Raw genomic sequence first — 23,845 nt, 5'->3', positions numbered from 1 at the left:
TCGGCGAGTCACCGCCGGGCGCGCTCCTGGCGGGCGCGGCAGTAGGCTCCCGGACATGGTCAACCTGACGCGCATCTACACCCGCACCGGCGACGCCGGACGCACCCGGCTCGGCGACATGAGCGAGACCTCGAAGACCGACCTGCGCCTCGAGGCGTACGCCTGCGTCGACGAGGGCAACGCCCACATCGGCGTCGCGCTGGCGCACGGGGGCCTCGACGAGGACGTCGTCGCGGTGCTCACCCACGTGCAGAACGACCTCTTCGACGTCGGCGCCGACCTCTGCACCCCCGTGGTGCCCGACCCGGAGTACCCGCCCCTGCGCATCGAGCAGGACTACGTCGACCGCCTCGAGCAGTGGTGCGACCACTACAACGAGTCGCTGCCGGCGCTGCGCTCCTTCATCCTCAACGGCGGCACGACCGCGGCAGCGCACCTGCACGTGGCGCGCACCGTCGTACGCCGCGCGGAGCGGGCCGGCTGGGCGGCGTGGGACGAGCACGAGGAGACGATGAACCCGCTGTCGATCACCTACCTCAACCGGCTCTCGGACCTGCTGTTCATCCTCGCCCGCCACGCCAACCGCGAGAACGGCGACGTGCTGTGGGTGCCGGGCGGGGAGCGCTCGAGCTAGCCGACCGGGCTGGTCTCGCGGTCGTCGCGACCCTCGCGCGCCGCGGGGACCACCAGCGCCGCCGGCATCAGCAGGACGGCCACCACCAGCAGCGCCTTGAGGGTGCCGACCTCGTCGCCGACGAAGCCCAGCAGGGGCGGGCCGGCGAGGAACGCGGCGTAGCCGATCGTCGACACCACGCTGACGCGCGCGGCAGCGTGGCGCGGGTCGTCGGCGGCGGCGCTCATGCCGACCGGGAAGCCGAGCGAGGCACCCACGCCCCAGAGCACGATGCCGGTCACCACCAGGGCGGGCTGCTCGGCCAGCACGATGAGCAGCACCCCCGCACCGGCCAGCGCCATCGTGCTCCACAGCACCGCGACCCGACCGAACCGGTCGATGAGCCCGGTGCCGGCAATGCGACCGGCCGTCATGGCCAGCACGAAGACGGCGAAGCCGCCGACGCCCACCGAGTGCGACACGTCGTGCCCGTCGACCAGGGCGACCGCGAGCCAGTCGTTGGCGGTGCCCTCGGTCATCGCGAGCGCCAGCACCATCACGCCGATGAGGAGCGTGCGCGGCTCGAGCCAGGCACGGGCCGCGGAGGTCCGGTGCTCCTCGGGCGTCTCGACCACCGGCAGGAAGGCCGGCGACGAGCGCCACACCAGGACGACGGACAGGAGCACGATGCCGACGAGGTGCGCCACCGCCGGCACGCCGAGCTCGATGAGCAGCACGCCCAGGAGCGCGCCCACCACGGTGCCGCCGCTGAAGCCGGCGTGGAAGCGCGGCATGATCGTGCGGCGCAGGCCGCGCTCGACCTCGGCGCCCTCGACGTTCATCGCCACGTCCCACACGCCGATGCCCAGGCCGTACACGAAGAGCCCGGCGACGGTCACCCACAGCAGGTTGCCCAGCCCGAGCGCGGCGGCCAGCATGCCGACGGTCGCTGCCGCGGCACCCACCCGGACGACCTGGACGGTCCCCCAGCGGGTGATGACCGCGCCGGTCGTGGGCAGCGCCAGCAGGGAGCCCATGGCGATCGAGAGCAGCACCAGCCCGAGCTGGCCGTTGGTCAGCCCGAAGCTCGACCGCACCTCGGGGATCCGGGAGACCCAGCTGGCGAAGACCAGCCCGTTGAGGAAGAACGTCAGGCCGACAGCATTGCGGGCAGCGGTCAGGGTGGGCACAGGAGCTCCTCGGCGCGCGGACGCTGGCGGCGTACGGCGAATCGTTTCGATCGAATCGATTCGATGCTAGCCTCTCCCCCGTGTCCGGTCCAACCCGCGCCCCCACCCTGGCCGACGTCGCCGCCTCCGCCGGGGTCTCGCTCTCGACCGCCTCCCTCGCCTTCTCGGGCAACAAGCCGGTCTCGGCCACGACACGCGAGCGGGTGCTCGCGGCCGCCGCCGAGCTCGGCTACTCCGGCCCGAACCCGCTCGCCCGCAACCTGCGCCAGGGCCGCAGCGGCGTCGTCGGCATCGCCGTCGGCCAGCTGAGCACGGCCTTCCGCGACCCCGCCGCCCTGGCGATGCTCGACGCGGTGTCGGAGGTCCTCGGCGCGGCCGGGCTCGGACTGCTGCTGATGAGCGACGACGACGAGCACGCGCGACTCCCCCTGGACGCCGTCATCTACGACATCTGCGGGCGTGAGACGTGGGCGGCGTACGCCGACCTGGTGGCCCGCGACGTGCCGCTGGTCGTGGTGGAGGGACCCGAGTGGCCCGGCTCGACCTACATCGACATCGAGCACCGCGTCGGATCGGGCGCGCTCGCGGAGCACCTGCACGCGCTGGGCCACCGTGACGTCGCCACGGTGACGCTGGCGGCCTCCCACCCGCAGCGCGAGCGCGAGGCCGGGCTGCGCGACGTCTTCCCGGACGCCCGGGTCCTGGGGGCGTGCGAGAGCGACGTCGCCGCCGCCCAGTCCCTCGTCGCCCACCACCTCGACGACCGCGGTCCGGTGACCGCGATCGTGTGCCAGAGCGACGTGCAGGCCGCCGGCGTGGTCCTCGAGGCGCGCCGTCGCGGCCTCCGGGTGCCCGAGGACCTGAGCGTGGCGGGGTTCGACGGGGTGGCCACCCCGTGGCTCGACCTGGAGCTGACCACCGTCGTGCAGCCGTTGGCCGACAAGGGACGCGCGACGGCCGAGGCCGTGCTGGGTCGCATCGCGGGCGTGAGCGTCACCGACGTGCTGCTCCCGGTCGCGCTGCGGGTCGGCGACTCGACCGGACCTGCCTGAGCCCGGACCGGAAGAGGGGTCGGGTCAGCGACGGTTCCAGTCGGTGCCGGGCGGCCCGGACTCCAGCCACGACTGGAAGCCGGTGAGCGAGGCCTCGCTCATGGCGATCTCCAGCGGTTCTCCGTCGTAGTGGCACGAGGCCACCAGGTGCCCGTCGTAGAGCGACACCTCCTCGGGCCCCTCCGGCGAGCGCCGACCGGAGTAGTCCAGGAGGTCGCGGGCCCAGACCCGCTTGGGGCGGGGCGAGAGCGAGAAGATCCGGAACCACTCCAGCGACTGGCCGGAGTAGCGCCCGATGCCGAGGAGCCAGCCCCGACCGGGGCGCTCGGTGCGCACGCGGTAGCTGAGCTCGAAGGTGCCGCCGTGGCGCGCGAGCAGGCGCCGCCGCACGATCAGTGAGATGCCGTAGAGCAGCGCAAGGAGAAGGACGAGCCCGACGAGGTCGAGCACCCACTCCCAGACCGGCATCCACACCTCCCACCAACGCCCCCGAAACAGGTGAGCGCACGAACCCTGCGGTTCGTGCGCTCACCCTAGCGGTCGTGCGGGAGGACTCCGTCAGGAGGCCCGCTCCGCGGCACGGATCCGTGCCTCGGCGCGGCGTACGGCCTCCTGCGCGGCGTCGTCGTCCTCGCCCGAGCTCTTGGCCCGCTCGAGGTCCTGACGCGCCTTCTCCAGGTCGATCTCGTGCGACATCTCGGCGCGCTCCGACAGGATCGAGACGCGGTTGTCGGCCACCGACAGGAAGCCGGCGTCGACGGCTGCGACCCAGGTCTCGCCCTCGACGGTCTGCACGTCCACGACGCCCTCGATGATCGAGGACAGCAGCGGCGCGTGGTTCGGCAGGATGCCGACGTCGCCCTCCGTGGTGCGGGCGATGACCATGGTGGCCTGGCCCGACCACACGAGCCGGTCGGCAGCGACCAGCTCGACCTGCAGGAGGGTGTCGCCTGCGTCCGCCATCAGAGGCTCTTCTGGATCTCGGCCCACTTCTGCTCGACGTCGTCCAGACCGCCGCACATGAAGAAGGCCTGCTCGGCCACGTGGTCGTACTCGCCGTCGGCGATCTTGTTGAACGCCTCGATGGTGTCGGCCACCGGGACGGTCGAACCCTCGATGCCGGTGAACTGCTTGGCGACGTAGGTGTTCTGCGACAGGAAGCGCTGGATGCGGCGCGCCCGCGACACGATGACCCGGTCCTCCTCGGAGAGCTCGTCGACACCGAGGATCGCGATGATGTCCTGGAGCTCCTTGTTGCGCTGAAGGATCTGCTTGACCCGCACCGCGCAGCGGTAGTGGTCCTCGCCGATGTACTGCGGGTCGAGGATGCGCGAGGTCGACGTCAGCGGGTCCACGGCCGGGTAGATGCCGAGCGAGGCGATCTCGCGCGACAGCTCGGTCGTGGCGTCCAGGTGGGCGAACGTCGTGGCCGGGGCCGGGTCGGTGTAGTCGTCGGCGGGGACGTAGATCGCCTGCAGCGACGTGATCGAGTGACCACGCGTCGAGGTGATGCGCTCCTGCAGCTGACCCATCTCGTCGGCCAGGTTGGGCTGGTAGCCCACGGCGGACGGCATGCGGCCGAGCAGCGTGGAGACCTCGGAGCCGGCCTGGGTGAAGCGGAAGATGTTGTCGATGAAGAGCAGCACGTCCTGCTTCTGCACGTCGCGGAAGTACTCCGCCATCGTCAGCGCCGACAGGGCCACGCGCAGACGCGTGCCCGGCGGCTCGTCCATCTGGCCGAAGACGAGGGCGGTCTGGCCGAGGACGCCGGCCTCCTCCATCTCGACGATGAGGTCGTTGCCCTCACGGGTGCGCTCGCCGACACCGGCGAACACCGACACACCGCCGTGGTCCTTCGCGACTCGCGCGATCATCTCCTGGATGAGCACGGTCTTGCCGACGCCGGCACCACCGAACAGGCCGATCTTGCCGCCCTGCACGTAGGGGGTGAGCAGGTCGATGACCTTGATGCCGGTCTCGAACATCTGGGTCTTGGACTCCAGCTGGTCGAAGGCCGGCGCCTTGCGGTGGATGCCCCAGCGCTCGGCGGGCTCGAAGGTCTCGCCCTCCTCGAGGTTGAGCACGTCGCCGGTGGTGTTGAACACCTTGCCGAGCGTCGCGTCGCCCACGGGGACCGTGATCGACTCACCCGTGTCGACGACCTGGCCGCCGCGCACGAGGCCGTCGGTCGGCTTCATGGAGATGGCGCGGACCATGCCGTCACCGATGTGCTGGGCGACCTCGAGGATGATCGACTTGGTCTCGCCGCTCAGCTCGAACTCGTGCGTGAGCGCGTTGTAGATCGGGGGCATCGCGTCGGACGGGAACTCGATGTCCACGACCGGGCCGATGACGCGGGCGATGCGGCCCACGCCGCCTGCCGAGGTGGTCTCGGCGGACTCGTTGATGGTGGCAGTCATATCTCATTCACTCCCGGCTTGTGCGTCGGCCAGCGCGTTGACGCCACCGACGATCTCGCTGATTTCCTGTGTGATGCCAGCCTGGCGAGCCTGGTTGGCGATGCGCTTGTACTTCTTGATGAGCTCGTCCGCGTTGTCCGTGGCCGACTTCATCGCCTTCTGACGGGCGGCCAGCTCGGAGGCGGCCGCCTGCAGCAGGGCGAAGAAGATCCGGCTCTGGACGTAGCGCGGCAGCAACGAGTCGAGCACGTCGCTGGGCGAGGGCTCGAACTCGTAGAGCGGCAGCAGGTCGCCCGCCTCGGGCGGCTCGGTGCCCTCCACGACCTCGAGCGGCAGGAGGCGTACGGCGGTCGGCTCCTGGCTGAGCATGGAGCGGAACCGCGTGTAGACCACGTGCACCTCGTCGACGTCCGCGATGTCGTCACCCTCCTCTGCGAGGAAGCTGGCGATCAGGGTGGCGCCGATCTCGGCCGCCACGTCGTACGTCGGCTGGTCGGAGAAGCCCGTCCACGACTGCGCCACCCGGCGCTGACGGAACTTGAAGTAGGCCTCGGCCTTGCGACCGGAGGTGTAGAGGTCGACGTCCTTGCCCTCGCCCTTGAGCTTCTCGATGAGCCGCTCGGCCTCCTTGAGCACGCTCGAGGAGTAGGCGCCGGCGAGACCGCGGTCGGAGGTGACGATCAGGATCGCCGCCTTCTTCGGGTTCTCCGGCTCGAGGGTGAGGGCGTGGTCGACGTTGGAGAACGTCGCCACGGCCGACACCGCGCGGGTGAGCTCACGGGCGTACGGCGCTGCGGCCTGGGCCCGCTGCTGCGCCTTGATGATGCGGGACGCGGCGATGAGCTCCATGGCACGCGTGATCTTCTTCATCGACTCCGTCGACTTGATCCGCGCGCGGTACTCGCGTACCGAGAGAGCCATTGCGTCAGCCTCGCTTCTGCTTGACGATCTGCTCCTGCTCGACGTCCTCGTCCTCGAGGGCGACGTGCTCTTCCTTGCCGGCCTTGATGCTCTGGCCGTCGGAGGTCTCGAACTGGTCGAGGAAGGAGTCGTAGGCCTGCGCGAGCTGGTCCTCGGTGGAGTCCTCGAACTTCGAGGTCTCCCGGATGCCCGCGAGGATGCCCTCGTGGCTGCGGCGCAGGTAGTCGAGGAACTCGTTCTCGAAGCGGAGCACGTCCTCGGTGGGCACCTTGTCCAGGCGACCCGAGGTGCCGGTCCACAGCGAGACGGTCATCTCCTCGACCGGGTAGGGCGAGTACTGCGGCTGCTTGAGCAGGGCCATCAGGCGCTGGCCGCGGTCGAGCTGCTGGCGCGAGGCGGCGTCGAGGTCGGAGGCGAACATCGCGAACGCCTCCATCGCGCGGAACTGCGCGAGGTCGACCTTGAGCGAGCCGGTCACGGCCTTCATGGCCTTCGTCATCGCCGAGCCGCCCACGCGCGAGACCGAGACGCCCACGTCGATGGCGGGGCGCTGGTTGGCCGCGAACAGGTCCGACTGCAGGAAGATCTGGCCGTCGGTGATCGAGATGACGTTGGTCGGGATGAACGCCGAGACGTCGTTGGCCTTGGTCTCGATGATCGGCAGGCCCGTCATCGAGCCCTTGCCCATCTCGTCGGAGAGCTTGGCGCAACGCTCGAGCAGCCGGCTGTGCAGGTAGAAGACGTCACCCGGGTAGGCCTCGCGGCCCGGCGGGCGACGCAGCAGCAGCGACACGGCGCGGTAGGCCTCGGCCTGCTTGGTCAGGTCGTCGAACACGATGAGGACGTGCTTGCCGTCGTACATCCAGTGCTGGCCGATGGCCGAGCCGGTGTAGGGGGCGAGGTACTTGAAGCCGGCGGAGTCGGAGGCGGGGGACGCCACGATGGTGGTGTACTCCAGGGCGCCGGCCTCCTCGAGGGCGCCACGCACGGCGGCGATGGTCGAGCCCTTCTGACCGATCGCGACGTAGATGCAGCGCACCTGCTTGTCCGGGTCGCCGGACTCCCAGTTGGCCTTCTGGTTGATGATCGTGTCGATGGCGATGGTGGTCTTGCCGGTCGAACGGTCACCGATGATGAGCTGGCGCTGGCCGCGGCCGATGGGCGTCAGGGCGTCGATCGCCTTGATGCCCGTCGCGAGCGGCTCGTGCACCGACTTGCGCACCATGACGCCGGGCGCCTGCAGCTCGAGCGCGCGGCGGCCCTCGAGCGGGGTGATCTCGCCGAGGCCGTCGATCGCGGTGCCGAGCGGGTCGACCACGCGGCCGAGGTAGCCGTCGCCGACGGGGACCGAGAGGATCTCGCCCGTACGCCGTACGACCTGGCCCTCCTCGATCTTGTCGAAGTCACCCAGGACCACGACACCGACCTCGCGGGTGTCGAGGTTCAGCGCGATGCCGAGCGTGCCGTCCTCGAACTCGAGCAGCTCGTTGGCCATGACCGAGGGCAGGCCGCTGACGCGAGCGATGCCGTCGGCGGCCTCCGCGACCGTGCCGACCTCTTCCTTGGCCGCCGTGTCGGGCTCGTAGTCCGACACGAAGCGCTGAAGCGCGTCCCGGATCTCGTCCGGACGGATGGACAGCTCCGTCATTTCATTCACCTGTTCTCTGGGTCTGCTGGAGTCTTGGATGTCTGGGGGCGTCAGCCGGCGAGCCGGCGACCGGCTTCGTCGAGGCGGCTGGAGACCGTCCCGTCGATGACGTCGTCACCGATCTCGACGCGGATGCCACCGATGACCTCGGGGTCGACGATGACGTTGAGGTGAACCTCGCGGCCGTGGGACCGCGCGAGTGCGGCGGCCAGGCGGTCGCGGTCCGCGTCGGCGAGCGGACGGGCGACGCGTACGGTCGCCACTCCCTCACCGCGGACCTCGGCCGCCACCTTCTGGTAGGCCGCGAGGGCGACCGCCACGGTGCGGTGGCTCCCGGACAGCGACTGCTGCACGAGCGCCACCGTGGCGGGGAGGACCTTGTCGCCGAGCAGCTCGGTGACCAGCGCAGCCTTGTCGGAGCGGCTGCGGGCCGGGTCGGAGAGCGCGTCGCGCAGCTCCGGGTTGGCCTGCACGAGACGACCCACTGCGAAGACCTCGTCCTCGAGGCGGTGGGCGTGGTCGCCGGTGGAGCGCACCGTCGCGACCACGCCGAGCTGCTCGAGGGTGTCGCTCAGGTCACGACCCGAGGTCCACCGCTGTGCGACGGCGGTCGTCACCACGGTCAGGGCCTCCGGGGAGACCTTGTCGGCGAGCACGCTGCGCAGCAGGTCGGCCTTGGCCTCGCCGCGCAACGACACGTCGGTGGCGACGCGGCGCAGGCCCGGCTCGGCGCGGAGCAGGTCCGCCGTCCCGAACAGGTCCTGGCCCACCCGGCCCAGGTCGCCGGTGCTCGGGAGCACTTCGGCGGCCACGGCGTAGGCGTCTGCGGACGCACCTCGCATCATCAGTTGACGCTCCCCGTGGTGGTGCCGTTCTGCGCCTCGAGGTCGGTGAGGAACCGCTCGACGACGCGGCTCTGACGAGCCTCGTCCTCCAGGCTCTCGCCCACGATGCGTCCGGCCAGGCCGGTCGCGAGCGCGCCCACCTCGGCACGGAGCGAGGTGATCGCCTGCTGGCGCTCGGCCTCGATCTGCGCCTTGCCGTGCTCGACGATGCGCGAGGACTCGGCCTGGGCCGTCTCCCGCATCTCGGCGACGATCCGGGCGCCCTGCTCACGCGCCTCCTCACGGATGCGCGCGGCCTCGTGCCGCGCGTCGCCGAGCTGCTTCTCGAGCTCGGCGAGCTTGGCGTCGGCCTCGGCCTGCTTGGACTCGGCCGCGGCGATGCCACCCTCGATCGCCTGCGTGCGCTCGGCGAAGGTCTGCTCGAAGCGGGGCGCGACGAACTTCCAGATGAGGAAGAACAGGATGCCGAAGGTGACGAGCGACAGGGCGAACTCGACGGGCACGAAGCCCAACGGGTTCTCGACCGCGGCCGCCACCACGATGTGGTCCGTCATGCGATGGTCCTAACTGGGGTCGGACTGGTTCAGAGGACGAACGCGAGGGCGATGCCGATGATGGCGAGCGCCTCAGCCAGGGCGAAGCCGAGGATGGCGATCGACTGCAGGCGGCCCTGGGCCTCCGGCTGGCGCGCCACGCCGGAGATGTAGGCCGCGAAGATCAGGCCGATGCCGACGCCGGGGCCGATGGCCGCGAGTCCGTAGCCGATCATGTTGAGGTTGCCGTCCACGGCTGTTTCCTTTCGGTTGTTTCTACTTGAGAGATGGGGTCAAGCTGCTCGGGCGGCCCCGGGGCAGTGGACGCCCCGGTGCGACTCAGTGCTCGTCGGCGAGCGCGCCCGAGATGTACATGGCGTTCAGCAGGGTGAACACGTAGGCCTGGAGGAACTGCACCAGGAGCTCGAGGAACGAGATCGCGATGGCGAGGACCCACGCGAGCGGACCCGCGACGTAGCCGATGCCGCCGTACTCGATGAGGAACAGGCCACCGGTCGAGAACAGGATCAGCAGCAGGTGGCCGGCGAACATGTTGGCGAACAGACGCAGCGCCAGCGTGGCCGGCCGGACGAGGATGTTGGAGAAGAACTCCAGGGGCACCAGGAGCGGGTACATCACCGGGCTGACGCCCGACGGGACGCTCTGGAGCTTGAGGTAGCCGATGAGGCCGTGCTTGTGGATGCCGACGCCGTTGTAGATGACCCAGCTCAGCCCGGCGAGCGCGTAGGCCATGGAGGCGCGGGAGAACGTCGGGAACTGGATCGCCGGGATCGAGGCGAACGCGTTGTTGATCAGCAGGAAGAAGAACAGCGCCACCAGGTAGGGCACGAACTTCGCGAAGTCCTTGCTGCCGATGATGTCGCGTCCGATGGAGTTGCGGACCATGCCGTAGGCGGCCTCGCCGGCGAACTGCAGGCGGCCCGGCACGATCGAGGCGCGGCGGAACGCGGCGTAGAAGAAGGCGAAGACGATGACGGCACCGAGGATCAGCTGGACCATGGGCTTGGTCACGGCGAGTCCACCGAGCTCGAACAGCGGGACCTCGGAGAAGTCGAAGCTCGCGGGGCCCGGAGCGACGTAGCCTTCACCCTCCGCTGCCATCGTGATGCCGGTCTTCATGGTCACCCGTTCTCCTGCCGATCTGCCTTGTTGAACCGTGCGTATGTCATGTAGATCCCGAAGCCGGCACCGATGAGGATGCCGATCGCGACGAGGAAGGCCGTTCCGAGCCACTGGTCAAGCGCCCAGCCAGCGAGACCGTAGACACCCACACCCGAGACGACGTAGCCGAAGGCGTGCCAGGGGTCGCCCTTGGGAGAGTCGTCGGGTGAGGCCGTCGGGGGAAGCTGTCGAGCCATCGCGCCCCGCACACTAGCAGCGGATTCGGTCATCGCTCACCCCCGGGGTGATCGACCAGCCGGCCGGTCTCGGAGTCGGCGAAGGCGGGGATCCGCTGGCGGGTGGCGGCGACCAGCTGGCCGGCCATCCAGAGCAGCGTCACCGCGATCACGCCGGCCGCGAACCAGCCGCGCGAGAGCGTCCCGGCACTGACGTCGGCGCGGTCGATCGAGGCCACGACGAGGGCCAGGACGAGCAGCTGGAGCACGTAGGTCATCAGCGCCACGAGCAGCGACGCCGCGGGGACCAGGCGGGCCACCAGGCTCACGGTGCCCGTGCCGAGAGCGAAGACAGCCAGCGTCACTCCGCCTCCGACGAGGGCACCGACGACGGCCGGTCGACCGTCGAGGACGGCGGCGAGGAGGCCCAGGACGAGGACCGCGACGAGGGCCGACCCCAGTGCCACGGCCAGCGGGGAGAGCCCGCTGCGGGTGCTGGTCTTCGACTCGGTCGTCATGTCGGCGGCCTGTCCGTGGAGGTCGGTCTGAGTGCTCGTGAAAACTATCACAAAGTCCTCCTGGCCCTCGCATCAGGGCCCGCGGACGCCCTCCCCCGGCTGGTCCGCCGGCTCGAGCCGGTCGTCGGCGGGGTCGCGACCCTCGACTGCGGCGTTCTCCGGCAGCCCCGTGTCCCCCAGCCCGGTCTTCGGCGGTCGGTGCAGCTTGGGCAGCACGAAGGTCATGGCGATCGTCAGGGCCAGCATCGAGCCGAGACTCCACCAGACCCAGGGGTCGTCGAAGAGGCTCACGATGACCGCACCGGCTGCCAGCGTGAAGGCCCACAACCACATGATCAGCACCGCGCGGCGCTGCGAGTGGCCGATCTCGAGGAGGCGGTGGTGCAGGTGCTGCTTGTCCGCACTCATCGGCGAGCGACCCGCCCGCGTGCGTCGTACGACGGCGAGCACGAGGTCGACGATCGGCACCATCAGCAGCGAGATGGGCAGCAGCACCGGGAGCACGGTCACGAAGAGGCTGTTGCCCTCGGTGTTGGGCATCCCGAAGAACTGCCCAGTGAGGGTGAGCGCGCTCGCCGACAGGACCAGTCCGATCAGCATCGAACCCGAGTCGCCCATGAACAGCCGGGCGGGGTGGAAGTTGTGCGGCAGGAAGCCGGCGCAGGCGCCGGCGAGCGCCGCGCTCAGCAGTGCGCCGGTGGTGGCCAGGGTGAGGTTGTTCTGGTCCGAGAGCATGTAGCAGTAGAGGAAGAAGGCGGAGGCGCCGATGCCGACGATGCCGGCCGCGAGACCGTCGAGGCCGTCGACGAAGTTGACCGCGTTCATGGTGCCGATGACCACGACCAGTGTCAGCAGCGCGCTCTGGGCGTCGTCGAGGGCGAACTGCGTGCCGTCGGGCGAGGGGAAGTAGTAGAACCGGACCCCCATCGCGACCAGCAGGCCTGCGGCGAGCACCTGGCCGCCGAGCTTGGTCAGCGCGTCGAGGTCGAAGATGTCGTCGATGACGCCGACGGCGCAGACCAGTGCCCCCGCCAGGAGCACGACGCCGGCGTCCTTGAAGACGAAACCCTCGCTGCGCAGGCCGAGGAACGGCAGCTCGCGGGCGACGAGATAGGCGGCGGCCAGTCCCCCGAGCATCGCCAGGCCACCGAGGTAGGGGATCGGCTCGGCGTGCACGTCGCGGTCGCGCACCGCGGCCACGGCTCCGGTGCGCAGGGCGATCTCACGGGCGATGACCGTGAGGAGGTAGGTCACCGCGAGGGCGACCAGGAAGACGAGGAGGTATTCCCGCAAGGCGCTCCTCAGCCCTCGTCGGCGAGCACCACGCCGTGCTCCTCGATGGCGGCGTTGAGCACCTCGAGCGAGAGCGCGCCCAGCCGGAGGACCCGGCCGTCGGGGACGGTGACGTCGATGATGGTGGAGGCCTCGCCGCCCGGGGACGTCCCGCCGTCGACGATGACCGCGACGGCGTCGCCGAGCATCTCCTCGGCGGCGTCGGCGTCGGTGGCCGCCGGGCGGCCGGTGAGGTTGGCGGAGCTGACGGCGAGCGGACCGGTGCGCTCGAGCACGGCCAGGGCCACCTCGTCGTCGGGCATCCGCACCGCGACCGTGCCGCGGGTCTCCCCCAGGTCCCACACGAGCGAGGGCTGCTGGCGGCACACGAGGGTCAGCGGTCCGGGCCAGAACTGCTCGACGAGGGTGCGGGCCCAGATGGGCACGCCCTCGGCGAGCGCGTCGAGCGTGGTCGCCGCCGAGACCAGCACCGGCGGCGGCATCTCACGCCCGCGGCCCTTGGCCTCGAGCAGCGCCTTCACCGCGTCGTGCGAGAACGCGTCGGCGGCGATGCCGTAGACGGTGTCGGTGGGGATCACCACCAGCTCACCGCGTCGTACGGCGCCGGCGGCAGCGGTCACCGCCGCCTCCCGCTCCTCCTCCGTCGAGGTCGCAAGCCTGTCCACGACGCTCATCGTGCCAGCCTCGCGGTCACGTAGCGCGCCCGACCCGCGAGGTCACGGTGGTCGGCCACGTCCTGCCAGCGCCCGGCGGCGGCGAAGACGGCCGGGGCGGACTCGCCCTGCACGTCCGCGTGCTCCGCGCCGACCACTCCCCCGGCGCGCAGCAGCAGCGCCGCGCGCTGCTCCAGCACGCGCATCGCGTCGAGCCCGTCGTCGCCGGAGAAGAGCGCGAGGTGCGGGTCGTGGTCACGCGCCTCGGCGGCCACGGACTCCCACGCCTCGAGCGGGATGTAGGGCGGGTTGCAGACGACCACGTCGACGGTGCCGGCGAGGTCGTCGAAGGCGGTGGCGAGGTCTCCGTGCCGCAGGTCGACGCCGGTGCCGGCCAGGTTGCGCTCGGCCCAGGCCAGGGCACCCTCGTCGAGCTCGACGGCGTGCACCACGGCACCCGGGACCTCGTCTGCGACGGCCTTCGCGATCGCACCGGAGCCGGTGCACAGGTCGACGACGACCGGCGACGGCAGGGCGAGCGCGTGCTCGATCGCCCAGCCGGCCAGCAGCTCGGTCTCGGGACGCGGCACGAAGACCCCCGGGCCCACGGCCAGCTCGACGTGGCGGAACGCGGCCGTGCCGGTCAGGTGCTGGAGCGGCTCGCGGGCGGCGCGGCGTGCGACCAGGGCGGCGTACTGCTCCCGCTGGGGCACGGTCAGGTCGTCGACCAGGGGCAGCCGGCCCAGCCCGACGTCGAGGACGTGGGCGAGGAGCAGGTCGGCGTCGCGCTCGGGCGAGGCCACACCGGCCTCGGCGAGCCGCGCGGCCGCCGCACGCCGCGCCGCGCCGGCGCGCACCCTCGGCTCCACCTAGGCCTCCAGCGCCGCGAGACGGGCCGCCATGTCGGTCTCGACGCACGAGTCGAGCACCGGCTGGAGGTCGCCGTCGAGCACCTGGTCGAGGTTGTAGGACTTGTAGCCCGTCCGGTGGTCGGAGATCCGGTTCTCCGGGAAGTTGTAGGTACGGATCCGCTCCGAGCGGTCCACGGTGCGCACCTGCGAGCGGCGCGCGTCACTGGCTTCCGCGTCGGCAGCGTCCTGGGCCGCCTGGAGCAGCCGCGAGCGCAGGATCCGCATCGCGGACTCCTTGTTCTGCAGCTGGCTCTTCTCGTTCTGGCAGCTCGCCACGATGCCGGTCGGGACGTGGGTGATGCGGACGGCGGAGTCGGTGGTGTTGACGCTCTGCCCGCCGGGCCCGCTGGAGCGGTAGACGTCGATGCGCAGGTCGTTGTCGTCGATGGTCACGTCGACCGGCTCCGCCTCGGGCGACACGAGCACGCCGGCGGCCGAGGTGTGCACGCGACCTTGCGACTCCGTGACCGGGACCCGCTGGACCCGGTGCACGCCGCCCTCGAACTTGAGCAGGGCGTACGGCGCCTGGCCGGGCTCGACCGTGCCGCGCGCCTTCACCGCGGCGGTGACCGACTTGTAGCCGCCGAGGTCGGACTCGGTGGCGTCGAGCACCTCGACGCTCCAGCCGCGGGTCTCCGCGAACCGGGAGTACATCCGCAGCAGGTCGCCGGCGAACAGCGCCGACTCCTCGCCGCCCTCACCGGACTTGATCTCCAGCAGCGCGTCCTTGCCGTCGGCGGCGTCGCGCGGCACCAGCAGCCGGCGCAGCCGCTCCGAGGCGACCTCGCGGCGCGCGGCCAGCTCCTCGGCCTCCGCGGCGAAGGCGGGGTCGACGGTCCCCAGCTCCCGCGCGGCCTCGGCGTCGTCGCCGAGCTGGAGCCACTCCTGCCAGGTGGTCACGACGGCGGTCAGCTCGGCGTAGCGCTGGTTGAGCTCCTTGGCCAGCCGCTGGTCGGCGTGGGTCTCCGGGAGGGCCAGTCGCTGCTCGATCTCGGCGTGCTCCTGGCGCATGCCTTCGACGGCCTCGAACATCGGACTCCTTCTCGGTTCCCCCAGTGGCTGGACAGACGACAAGGCGCCGGCCACCCGCACGGAGCGGGCGACCGGCGCCTGGCGTGGACTACTTCTTCTCGGCCGGGGCCTTCTTGGCGTAGCGAGCCTCGAAGCGGGCGACGCGGCCGCCGGTGTCGAGGATCTTCTGCTTGCCGGTGTAGAACGGGTGGCACTGCGAGCAGACATCGGCGTGGAGCTTGCCGGAGGTCGCGGTGCTGCGGGTGGTGAACGACGCGCCGCAGGTGCAGGTGACGGCGGTCTCGACGTAGTCGGGGTGGGTGTCCTTCTTCATGGTGTCCTCTCAGGTGTTCCGGGTCGCCTGCGTGGATCGCATGTGACGTGAACCGGAACCGACGCACAAGTGTGCCACCGGTCCGAACGCCCGCGCCAATCCAGACATTCCCGCGTGGGTGGACGCCTCAGCGGGCGCCGATGACCTTGCTGACGGCCTGTGACGAGTCGGCGGCCGCGAGCTGCTTGCGGATGTCGCCGACGACGGCTCCCTCGGCGGGCGCGAGGAGCTTCTCCTCGTGCCGCGTCCCGGACGCGACGACGTCGACGGCCGGGACGATGCCCCGGGCCGCACGCTCGGCGCTGAGCGCGAGCTCCCAGTTCTCGGTGCCCGCGATCTCCTCGAGGAAGAACTCGTCCGTGGCCGACCCGGTGCCCACCGCGACCGTCGCCAGCACGGTCAGCGAGCCGGCGTCCTCGATCTTGCGCGCGGCGCCGAAGAACTCCTTGGTGGGGTGCACCGCGGAGGCGTCGACGATGCCCGCGAGCACGCGGCCGTTGGCCGGCGCGGCCAGGTTGTAGGCACGGCCCAGGCGGGTGAGGGAGTCCAGCAGCACGACCACGTCGTGGCCGAGCTCGACGAGCCGCTTGGCCCGCTCGATGGCGAGCTCGGCGACCAGGGTGTGGTCGGCCGGCTGCCGGTCGAAGGTCGAGGCGACGACCTCGCCCTTGACGGCGCGCTGGAAGTCGGTGACCTCCTCGGGCCGCGCGTCGACGAGCACCACCATCACGTGGCACTCGGGGTTGTTGGTGGTCACGGCCTGCGCGATGGACTGCAGCAGGGACGTCGCACCCGTGCGCGGCGGGGTGAGGATGAGGCCGCGCTGGCCCTTGCCCACCGGCGCGGCGATGTCGATGACCTTGCCGGTGGGGTTGGCGTCGTCGGTGGCCAGGCGCAGCCGCTGGTGCGGGTGCACCGGCACGGCGTCGGAGAACTCCGGGCGCTCCTTGGCGCCCTCGGCCTCGGTGCCGTTGATGCTGTCGATGCGGACCATCGGGTTGAACTTCTCCCGACGCTCCCCCTCACGCGGCTGGCGGACCTGGCCGACCACGGCGTCACCGCGGCGCAGGTGGTACTTGCGCACCATCGACAGCGACAGGTAGACGTCCTCGGGTCCGGGCAGGTAGCCCGAGGTGCGCACGAAGGCGCAGTTGTCGAGCACGTCAAGGATGCCGGCGGCCGGCACCAGGACGTCGTCCTCGAGGATCGTGGTGTCGGGCTCGCTGCGGTTGCCACCGGCGCGCGGCGTCGTACGGTCGCGGCCGCGACGGCGGCGGTTGCGACGGCTGCCGCCCTCGCCGTCCTCGTCGTCGTCCTGCTCCTGCTGGCGCTGGTCCTGCTGGCGGTCCTGGTTGCGGTCCTGCGCCCGCTGCTCCTGCGCCCGCTGCTCGCGCTGGTCCTGGCCGCGCTGCTCCTGGTTCCGCTGCTCCTGGCGCTGGTCCTGCAGGCGCTCCTGGTTGCGCTGGCCCTGCTGGTTGCCCTGCTTCTGGGAGCCCTGCTTCTGCCCCTGCTGCTTGTCGTTCTGCTTGTCGGTCTTCTGGTCCTGCTTGTCCTGCTGTTTCTGCTTCTGCGCGGGCTGCTCGGGCTGCTTCTGCTCGGGCTGCTTCTGCTCGGGCTGCTTCTGCTCCGCGGCCTCGGCAGCCTGCTCCGCGGCGCGCTGCTTGCGCGTGCGCGTGCGCACGGTCGTCTGCGGGGCCGGCTCCTCGGTGCGGGCCGGGGCCTCGGACTGGACGGCCTCCGGCTGGGCCGACGCCCGCGCCTGCTGCGAGGCCTGCTTCTGGTCCTGCTTCTCGGCCGATGCGGCCGGGGACTGGGCTGCCGGGGACTGGGCTGCCTTGATGGCCTCGACCAGCTGCGCCTTCTTCATCGAGCCGGCACCGGCGATGCCCATTCCGCCGGCCATCGACTTGAGGTCGGCGAGCAGCATCGAGCCGAGGCCGCCGGACTTCGACGCCTTCCGGGCGGGCTTCGTCGCGGCGTCGGGTGCCGCGTCCTGCGAGTCGGCAGGGGTGGCAGCAGGGGGAGTCTCGGTCACGTGGATCCTTCGCACGTTGCGTCGCCTGCAGCGAGCGGACGAGCGGCCCAGCTGCGGCGGATGGTGGTCGCCCGGTCACGCGGTCGGGAACGACCGGGACGGGCTGGTGCGCCGAACGGCGCGCCGTCAGGTTAGCAGGGCTGCGCCCCGGGACTCGATCACCAGGTCATGACACTCCCAGCCGTCGGGGCAACGGGCGCGGAGCGAGGAGGTGTCGGTCGTGCCGAAGGCCAGCACGGTGGGTCCGGCGCCCGAGACCACGGCCGGTACGCCGTCGGCGCGCAGGCGGCGTACGAGTGCCAGCGTCTGCGGCATCGCCGGCTCGCGCTGGTCCTGGTGCAGCCAGTCGCGGGTCGCGGCGAGCAGGTGCTCGGGCTGGCCGGTGAGGGCGGCGACGAGCAGGGCCGCGCGACCGGAGTTCGCCGCGGCATCCGCGTGGGGGACGGTCGCCGGAAGGAGACCGCGGGCCACCGTGGTCTCGACGCCCGTCGGCGGCACGAAGGCCACGGCGGTGATCCGCGGGTCGACGCCCGCACGGACGGCGAACCAGCGATCGTGCTCGCGACCCGAGATCACGAAGCCCCCCAGGAACGCCGGCGCCACGTTGTCGGGGTGGCCCTCGAGGTCCGCGGCGAGGTCCAGGAGCGCCTCGTCCGAGGCGAGGAGCTGACCACCCGCGACGAGCGCCCGGGCCAGGACGACGCCGGCCACGATCGCGGCCGAGGACGAGCCGAGCCCGCGGGCGTGCGGGATCCGGTTGTGGCACGACAGGCGCAGGCCGGGCGGCTGCTCCCCCATCAGGTCGAAGGCGGCCCGCATGGCGCGCACCACCAGGTGCGTCTCGTCGCGGGGCACGCCGTCGGCGCCCGCGCCCTCGACCTCGACGAGCAGCCCCTCGCCCACGACCTCGGCCTCGAGCTCGTCACGCAGCGACACCGCGAGGCCGAGGGAGTCGAAACCGGGGCCGAGGTTGGCCGAGGTGGCGGGCACGCTGACGCGCACCGCCCCGTCGACGAACGTCGCCACGCTCAGGCCAGCCCGGCGGCGGCTGCCGCGGCGGCCACGTCGGCGTCGACGACCGTGTCGACGACGTCGCCGTAGGACTCGAGCGCGGTAGCGGTGTCCTTGAGGCCGTGGCCGGTCACCGTGATCGCGACCGTCGTGCCGGCGTAGGTCTCCCCCGCGGCGAGCTCGGCGAGGAGTCCCGCGACGCCGGCCGCAGAGGCGGGCTCCACGAAGACGCCGTCGTGGCGCGCGAGCTGGGCCTGCGCGGCGAGGATCTGCGCGTCGCTGACCGCGGCGAACCGCCCGCCCGACTCGTGCGCGGCCGCCTCGGCGAGCTTCCACGAGGCGGGGTTGCCGATGCGGATCGCGGTCGCCTTGGTCTCCGGGTCCGGGAAGGGCTCACCGGTCACCAGTGGCGAGGCACCCTCGGCCTGGAACCCCCGCATCACCGGTCGCTTGCTGGAGCGGCCGAGGTCGGCGTACTGCTCGTAGCCCATCCAGTAGGCCGAGATGTTGCCGGCGTTGCCCACCGGGAGGAGGTGGTAGTCGGGCGCGTCGCCGAGGAAGTCGCAGATCTCGAAGGCCGCGGTCTTCTGGCCCTGGAGGCGCACCGGGTTGACCGAGTTGACCAGCGCCACGGGGTAGTCCCACGCCAGGCCCTTGGCCATCTGCAGGCAGTGGTCGAAGTTGCCGCGCACCATGATGATCTGCGCGCCGTGCACGACCGCCTGGGCCATCTTCCCGGCCGCGATCTTGCCCTCGGGCACGAGCACCAGCGGCTTGAGGCCGGCCTTTGCGGCGTACGCGGCCATCGACGCCGACGTGTTGCCGGTCGAGGCACAGACGACCGCCTGCGCCCCCTCGTGCTTGGCGACCGAGATCGCCGTGGTCATGCCGCGGTCCTTGAAGGAGCCGGTGGGGTTGTCGCCCTCGACCTTGAGCCACACCTGCGCGCCGGTCAGCGACGAGAGCCACTCCGAGTGCACGAGCGGCGTGCCGCCCTCACGCAGGGTGACGGCCTCGAGGCCCTCCGGCAGCAGGTCGATGAGGTCGCGGTACTCCTCGATGAGGCCACGCCACTGGTGCCTCATTCGTCGCCGCCCTCGACACGCATCACCGAGGTGACCTCGCGGACGATGTCCATCGAGCGCAGCTGCTCCACGGTGGCGCTCAGCGCGGCGTCGGGCGCCGCGTGCGAGACGACCACGAGCTGGGCGTCGGCGCCGCGCCCCTCCTGCCGCACCGTCTGGATCGACACGTCGTGGTCGGCGAAGGCGTTGGCGACCGCCGCGAGCACGCCCGCACGGTCGTCGACGTCGATCGCGACGTGGTAGCGGGTGCGGGTCTCGCCCATCGGCTGCACGGCGCGGTCGGCGTACGCCGACTCCCCCGCGCCGCGGGTCTCGGCGAGCCGGTTGCGCGCGACCGTCACGAGGTCGCCGAGGACAGCGCTGGCGGTGGGCGCTCCGCCCGCGCCGGGCCCGTAGAACATGAGCTGGCCGGCGGCCTCGGACTCGACGAAGACCGCGTTGTAGGCCTCGCGCACGCTGGCGAGCGGGTGCGAACGCGGGATCATCGCGGGGTGCACGCGGGCGGCGACCTGGTCGCCCCGCAGCTCGCAGATCGCGAGCAGCTTGACGACCGAGCCCATGTCGCGAGCACTGGCGACGTCGGCGGCGGTGACCTCGGAGATGCCCTCGCGGTAGACGTCGGAGGCGGTGACCCGGGAGTGGAAGGCCAGGCTGGCCAGGATCGCGGCCTTGGCGGCGGCGTCGAAGCCCTCGACGTCGGCGGTGGGGTCGGCTTCGGCGTAGCCGAGCTGCTGGGCCTCCTCGAGCGCCTCGGAGAAGCCGGCGCCCGAGGTGTCCATCTTGTCGAGGATGAAGTTGGTGGTGCCGTTGACGATGCCCAGCACGCGGGTCACCTTGTCCCCGGCCAGCGACTCGCGCAGCGGCCGAAGGATCGGGATCGCTCCGGCGACGGCTGCCTCGTAGTAGAGGTCGCGCTCGGCCTTGGCGGCGGCCTCGAAGAGCGTGGGCCCGTCCTCGGCCAGCAGCGCCTTGTTGGCGGTGACGACGCTGGCACCGTTCTCCAGCGCGGAGAGGATCAGCGAGCGTGCAGGCTCGATGCCGCCGATGACCTCGACGACGAGGTCGACGTCGTCCCGCGACACGAGCGCGGTCGCGTCGGTGGTCAGCAGGCCCTCGGGGACCTCGACCTCGCGGGGCGCGTCGAGGCGGCGTACGGCCACACCGACCAGCTCGACCGGCGCGCCCACCCGGGCGGCCAGGTCGTCGTGCTGCTCGGTCAGCAGCCGCACCACCTGCGAGCCGACGGCCCCGCAGCCGAGCACCGCCACCCGGAGAGTTCGCTCGCTCATGAAGAAACACCCACATCGGTCGCCAACAGGTCGGCCTCAGTCTCTCGTCGCAGCACGGTGAAAGTCTTCCCGTCCCGAACTCCGATCACCGGAGGACGCAGTGCGTGGTTGTAGTTGGAGGCCATGGATCTGCAGTAGGCGCCCGTCCCGGGCACCGCGACGAGGTCGCCGGGGCGTACGTCGCCGGGCAGGAACTCGTCCTTCACCACGATGTCACCCGCCTCGCAGTGCTTGCCCACCACCCGGGTCAGCGACGCCGGCGCCTGCGAGGCGCGCGAGGCGAGGGTGGCGGAGTAGTCGGCGTCGTAGAGGGCGGTGCGGATGTTGTCGCTCATCCCACCGTCGACGGAGACGTAGGAGCGGCGCGCTCCTCCGTCGAGGGCGACCTCCTTCACCGTGCCGACCTCGTAGACGGTGCACATCGACGGTCCGACGATGGCGCGGCCGGGCTCGATCGACAGCCGCGGCTCGGTGATGCCCAGCGCCCGGCACTCGTGCGCGACGATCGCGGACATGCCGGAGGCGAGCACGTCGGGCTCGGCGGGGTCGTCCTGGGTGGTGTAGGCGATGCCGAAGCCGCCGCCGAGGTCCATCTCGGGCATCTCCACGCCGACCTCGTCGCGGACCCGGGCGTGCAGGGCCAGGACGCGGCGGGCCGCGACCTCGAAGCCGGAGGTGTCGAAGATCTGGCTGCCGATGTGGGAGTGCAGCCCCAGGAGCCGCAGCCCGGGTGCGGCGTGGACGCGGCGCACCGCCTCGAGGGCGTCACCGCTGGCGATGGAGAAGCCGAACTTCTGGTCCTCGTGCGCGGTGGCGATGTACTCGTGGGTGTGGGCCTCCACGCCCGCGGTGACGCGCACCATCACGCCTACGGGGTCTCGTGACGGGCCCGAGGGGTCCTCCTCGACCAGCGGTCGCGTGAGCTCGGCCAGCCGCTCGATCTCGCCGAACGAGTCGACGATGACCCGGCCCACCCCGAGCGCGACGGCGCGCTCGAGCTCCCCGAGGGTCTTGTTGTTGCCGTGGAAGCCGACGCGCTCCATCGGGAAGCCGGCGCGCTCGGCGACGGTCAGCTCCCCGCCCGAGCAGACGTCGAGGTTGAGCCCGTCCTCGGCCAGCCAGCGCGCGACGGTGGTGCAGAGGAAGGCCTTGCCGGCGTAGAACACGTCGTAGCCGGCAAAGGCGTCGCGGAAGGCGCGGGCCCGGGCGCGGAAGTCGTCCTCGTCCAGGACGTACGCCGGCGAGCCGTGCTCGCGGACCAGCTCGGGCAGCGGCACTCCCCCGACGGCCAGGACGCCGTCGGACTTGGCGGCCGTGCGCGACCAGAGGTGGGCGACCAGAGCGTTGGGGTCCTCGGGCTCACGCAGCCAGTGGGGGCCGCGCAGGGCGCCGTCGGCGTGCGCCCAGCCGGACGGGTGGGCGGTCGGCACGACCGATCACATCCTCTCGGGCGCGGTGACGCCGAGCAGGTCGAGGCCGTTGGCGATGACCGTGCGGGTCGCCGCGACCAGGACCAGGCGCGACAGGTTCGCGGCGGTGACCGGCTCGTCGCCCTGCGGCAGCATGCGGCACTCCTTGGTGTCGTACCACTTGTTGAAGACCGCAGCGGTGTCCTCGAGGTAGCGCGCGACGCGGTGCGGCTCGCGCAGCTCCGCGGCGCTCGCCACCACCCGCGGGTAGTCGGCCAGGGCACGCAGGAGGCGGCCGTCGAGCTCGTGGTCGAGCAGCGAGGGGTCGAAGGCCTCACCCGGCAACGCCATGCCCACGTCGGCGGCGTTCTCCATCATCCGGCAGGTGCGGGCGTGGGCGTACTGCACGTAGTAGACGGGGTTGTCGGCCGAGGCCTTGGTGATCTCGGCGACGTCGAGCGTCAGCGGGCTGTCCGCGGGGTAGCGGGCCAGCGAGTAGCGCAGGGCGTCGACGCCGATCTCGTCCATGAGCTCGTTGAGCGTGACGATGGTGCCGGCCCGCTTGGAGAGCTTCATCTCCTCGCCGTCGCGCATGATCTTGACCATCTGGCCGATCATCACGTCGAGGGTCAGCGCGGGGTCGTCGCCCACGCAGGCCGCCATCGCGCGGAGGCGACCGACGTAGCCGTGGTGGTCGGCACCGAGCAGGTAGATGCAGTGGTCGAACCCGCGCGAGCGCTTGTTGAGGTAGTAGGCGGTGTCGGAGGCGAAGTAGGTCAGCTCACCGTTGGAGCGGATCAGCACCCGGTCCTTGTCGTCGCCGAAGTCCGTGGTGCGCATCCAGAGCGCACCGTCGGCCTCGAAGAGGTGGCCGTTGTCCTTGAGGCCCTGGAGCGTGTCCGCCACCGAGCCGTCCGAGCCGGCCGCGTGCAGCCCGCGCTCGGAGAACCACACGTCGAAGTGGGTGTTGAAGCCGTCGAGCTGGTCCTGCTGCTCCTTGAGCTGCAGGGCGTAGCCGGCCTCGCGGAAGGCAGGCAGGCGCTCGTCCTCGGGCAGGTCGATGATGCCGGGCTGCTCGGCGACGATGGCGGCGGCCAGGTCGGCGACGTAGGCGCCCTGGTAGCCGTCGGCCGGGATCGGGCGGCCGAGTGCGGCTGCCTCCAGGGAGGCACCGAACAGGTCCATCTGGTTGCCGCGGTCGTTGATGTAGAACTCGCGCGCCACCTCGGCGCCGGCTGCCTGCAGCACCCGGGCGATCGCGTCGCCGAGCACGGCCCAGCGCGTGTGCCCCAGGTGGAGGGGGCCGGTGGGGTTGGCGGAGATGAACTCGACGTTGATCGTCTGCCCGGCGAGCACCTGCGACCTGCCGTACGCCTCCCCCGCCGCGACGACGTCGGCCGCGACGCGGCCCTGGGCACCCGCCTCGACGCTCACGTTGAGGAATCCGGGGCCCGCGACCTCGACCTCGCTGATGCCGTCCGCGGCACCCAGGCGCTCGGCGACGAGCTCGGCGAAGGCGCGAGGATTGGTGCCAGCCTTCTTGGCCAGCTGCATCGCGACGTTGGTGGCGTAGTCGCCGTGGCCCTTCTGCCGGGGTCGCTCCACCGTGACCTGGGTCGGCACGCCGTCGGGCAGCGTGATCGTGCCGTCGGCCACGAGGGCCCCCAGCACGTCGACGATGGTCTCGGAAAGCTGCTCAGGATTCACCGGGCAAGC

25 protein-coding genes are annotated in these 23,845 nt (G+C 71.5%); 2 read left to right on the top strand and 23 right to left on the bottom strand.

Going from position 1 to position 23,845, the window contains the following annotated elements; translation table 11 throughout:
* Nucleotides 1-55: 55 nt before the first annotated feature.
* A complete protein-coding gene (locus CFI00_RS07750; protein ID WP_207084620.1) occupies nucleotides 56-634 on the top strand; it encodes a cob(I)yrinic acid a,c-diamide adenosyltransferase in 579 nt (192 codons plus the stop codon).
* Here the strand turns inward: CFI00_RS07750 and CFI00_RS07745 are convergent.
* Nucleotides 631-1,803, bottom strand: a complete 1,173-nt coding sequence (locus CFI00_RS07745; RefSeq protein WP_207084619.1) for an MFS transporter — start codon at nucleotides 1,801-1,803, stop codon at nucleotides 631-633. The two genes, CFI00_RS07750 and CFI00_RS07745, sit on opposite strands and share 4 nt — an antisense overlap.
* Before the next feature lie 80 nt (nucleotides 1,804-1,883).
* Between CFI00_RS07745 and CFI00_RS07740 the strand changes: the two genes are divergently transcribed.
* Nucleotides 1,884-2,855, top strand: a complete 972-nt coding sequence (locus tag CFI00_RS07740; protein WP_207084618.1) for a LacI family DNA-binding transcriptional regulator — start codon at nucleotides 1,884-1,886, stop codon at nucleotides 2,853-2,855.
* A gap of 24 nt (nucleotides 2,856-2,879) precedes the next feature.
* Here CFI00_RS07740 and CFI00_RS07735 read toward each other — a convergent pair whose 3' ends face one another.
* The 22 genes from CFI00_RS07735 to argS form a co-directional block, all read right to left on the bottom strand.
* A complete protein-coding gene (locus CFI00_RS07735; protein WP_207084617.1) occupies nucleotides 2,880-3,323 on the bottom strand; it encodes a DUF2550 domain-containing protein in 444 nt (147 codons plus the stop codon).
* 90 nt (nucleotides 3,324-3,413) lie between these two features.
* Nucleotides 3,414-3,818, bottom strand: coding sequence for a F0F1 ATP synthase subunit epsilon (locus tag CFI00_RS07730; RefSeq protein WP_207084616.1), 405 nt, complete (start codon nucleotides 3,816-3,818; stop codon nucleotides 3,414-3,416).
* On the bottom strand, nucleotides 3,818-5,275 hold the full coding sequence (gene atpD / locus CFI00_RS07725; RefSeq protein WP_207084615.1) for a F0F1 ATP synthase subunit beta: 1,458 nt from the start codon (nucleotides 5,273-5,275) through the stop codon (nucleotides 3,818-3,820). The genes CFI00_RS07730 and atpD overlap by 1 nt, the downstream gene beginning before the upstream one ends.
* Nucleotides 5,276-5,278: 3 nt before the next feature.
* Entirely contained in the window at nucleotides 5,279-6,196 is a 918-nt protein-coding gene (locus tag CFI00_RS07720; protein WP_207084614.1) for a F0F1 ATP synthase subunit gamma, read from the bottom strand.
* Between the two features lie 4 nt (nucleotides 6,197-6,200).
* Nucleotides 6,201-7,844 carry a F0F1 ATP synthase subunit alpha gene (gene atpA, locus CFI00_RS07715; protein WP_207084613.1) on the bottom strand — a complete coding sequence of 548 codons (1,644 nt, stop codon included), beginning with the start codon at nucleotides 7,842-7,844 and terminating at the stop codon, nucleotides 6,201-6,203.
* 50 nt (nucleotides 7,845-7,894) lie between these two features.
* Complete coding sequence (locus CFI00_RS07710) at nucleotides 7,895-8,689, bottom strand: F0F1 ATP synthase subunit delta (RefSeq protein WP_207084612.1); 795 nt, start codon at nucleotides 8,687-8,689, stop codon at nucleotides 7,895-7,897.
* On the bottom strand, nucleotides 8,689-9,243 hold the full coding sequence (locus CFI00_RS07705; RefSeq protein ID WP_207084611.1) for a F0F1 ATP synthase subunit B: 555 nt from the start codon (nucleotides 9,241-9,243) through the stop codon (nucleotides 8,689-8,691). The genes CFI00_RS07710 and CFI00_RS07705 overlap by 1 nt, the downstream gene beginning before the upstream one ends.
* Before the next feature lie 29 nt (nucleotides 9,244-9,272).
* A complete protein-coding gene (gene atpE / locus CFI00_RS07700) occupies nucleotides 9,273-9,476 on the bottom strand; it encodes an ATP synthase F0 subunit C (protein WP_269800883.1) in 204 nt (67 codons plus the stop codon).
* Nucleotides 9,477-9,561: 85 nt separating this feature from the next.
* Nucleotides 9,562-10,362, bottom strand: a complete 801-nt coding sequence (gene atpB, locus CFI00_RS07695) for a F0F1 ATP synthase subunit A (RefSeq protein ID WP_207085421.1) — start codon at nucleotides 10,360-10,362, stop codon at nucleotides 9,562-9,564.
* A gap of 2 nt (nucleotides 10,363-10,364) precedes the next feature.
* The gene (locus CFI00_RS07690) at nucleotides 10,365-10,601 is read right to left on the bottom strand and encodes an AtpZ/AtpI family protein (protein WP_207084610.1); all 237 of its coding nucleotides are present in this window, start codon (nucleotides 10,599-10,601) and stop codon (nucleotides 10,365-10,367) included.
* Between the two features lie 29 nt (nucleotides 10,602-10,630).
* Nucleotides 10,631-11,098, bottom strand: a complete 468-nt coding sequence (locus tag CFI00_RS07685) for a hypothetical protein (protein WP_207084609.1) — start codon at nucleotides 11,096-11,098, stop codon at nucleotides 10,631-10,633.
* Between the two features lie 72 nt (nucleotides 11,099-11,170).
* Nucleotides 11,171-12,391, bottom strand: coding sequence for an MraY family glycosyltransferase (locus CFI00_RS07680; RefSeq protein ID WP_207084608.1), 1,221 nt, complete (start codon nucleotides 12,389-12,391; stop codon nucleotides 11,171-11,173).
* 8 nt (nucleotides 12,392-12,399) lie between these two features.
* Nucleotides 12,400-13,065, bottom strand: coding sequence for an L-threonylcarbamoyladenylate synthase (locus CFI00_RS07675; protein ID WP_207084607.1), 666 nt, complete (start codon nucleotides 13,063-13,065; stop codon nucleotides 12,400-12,402).
* Nucleotides 13,062-13,913: a peptide chain release factor N(5)-glutamine methyltransferase gene (gene prmC, locus CFI00_RS07670; protein ID WP_242532734.1), complete on the bottom strand. Its 852-nt coding sequence runs from the start codon at nucleotides 13,911-13,913 to the stop codon at nucleotides 13,062-13,064. The genes CFI00_RS07675 and prmC overlap by 4 nt, the downstream gene beginning before the upstream one ends.
* On the bottom strand, nucleotides 13,914-14,987 hold the full coding sequence (gene prfA / locus CFI00_RS07665) for a peptide chain release factor 1 (RefSeq protein WP_207084606.1): 1,074 nt from the start codon (nucleotides 14,985-14,987) through the stop codon (nucleotides 13,914-13,916). It lies immediately after the preceding gene.
* An 88-nt stretch (nucleotides 14,988-15,075) separates the two neighbouring features.
* A complete protein-coding gene (gene rpmE, locus CFI00_RS07660; RefSeq protein ID WP_207084605.1) occupies nucleotides 15,076-15,300 on the bottom strand; it encodes a 50S ribosomal protein L31 in 225 nt (74 codons plus the stop codon).
* Nucleotides 15,301-15,427: 127 nt separating this feature from the next.
* Nucleotides 15,428-17,335 (bottom strand): transcription termination factor Rho, encoded by a 1,908-nt coding sequence (rho, locus tag CFI00_RS07655; protein ID WP_207084604.1) that lies wholly within the window; start codon nucleotides 17,333-17,335, stop codon nucleotides 15,428-15,430.
* Between the two features lie 126 nt (nucleotides 17,336-17,461).
* Nucleotides 17,462-18,361, bottom strand: a complete 900-nt coding sequence (gene thrB / locus CFI00_RS07650) for a homoserine kinase (RefSeq protein ID WP_207084603.1) — start codon at nucleotides 18,359-18,361, stop codon at nucleotides 17,462-17,464.
* Nucleotides 18,362-18,363: 2 nt separating this feature from the next.
* Complete coding sequence (thrC, locus tag CFI00_RS07645) at nucleotides 18,364-19,431, bottom strand: threonine synthase (RefSeq protein WP_207084602.1); 1,068 nt, start codon at nucleotides 19,429-19,431, stop codon at nucleotides 18,364-18,366.
* Complete coding sequence (locus CFI00_RS07640; protein WP_207084601.1) at nucleotides 19,428-20,720, bottom strand: homoserine dehydrogenase; 1,293 nt, start codon at nucleotides 20,718-20,720, stop codon at nucleotides 19,428-19,430. The genes thrC and CFI00_RS07640 overlap by 4 nt, the downstream gene beginning before the upstream one ends.
* Nucleotides 20,717-22,150 carry a diaminopimelate decarboxylase gene (gene lysA / locus CFI00_RS07635; RefSeq protein WP_207084600.1) on the bottom strand — a complete coding sequence of 478 codons (1,434 nt, stop codon included), beginning with the start codon at nucleotides 22,148-22,150 and terminating at the stop codon, nucleotides 20,717-20,719. Before lysA ends, CFI00_RS07640 begins: the two co-directional genes overlap by 4 nt.
* Before the next feature lie 6 nt (nucleotides 22,151-22,156).
* Complete coding sequence (argS, locus tag CFI00_RS07630; protein ID WP_207084599.1) at nucleotides 22,157-23,836, bottom strand: arginine--tRNA ligase; 1,680 nt, start codon at nucleotides 23,834-23,836, stop codon at nucleotides 22,157-22,159.
* Between the last annotated feature and the right edge of the window lie 9 nt (nucleotides 23,837-23,845).

Source organism: Nocardioides sp. S5 (assembly GCF_017310035.1).
Lineage (GTDB): Bacteria > Actinomycetota > Actinomycetes > Propionibacteriales > Nocardioidaceae > Nocardioides.
Note: the sequence above shows the minus strand (reverse complement) of the source record. Positions and strands in the feature narration are given on the sequence as shown.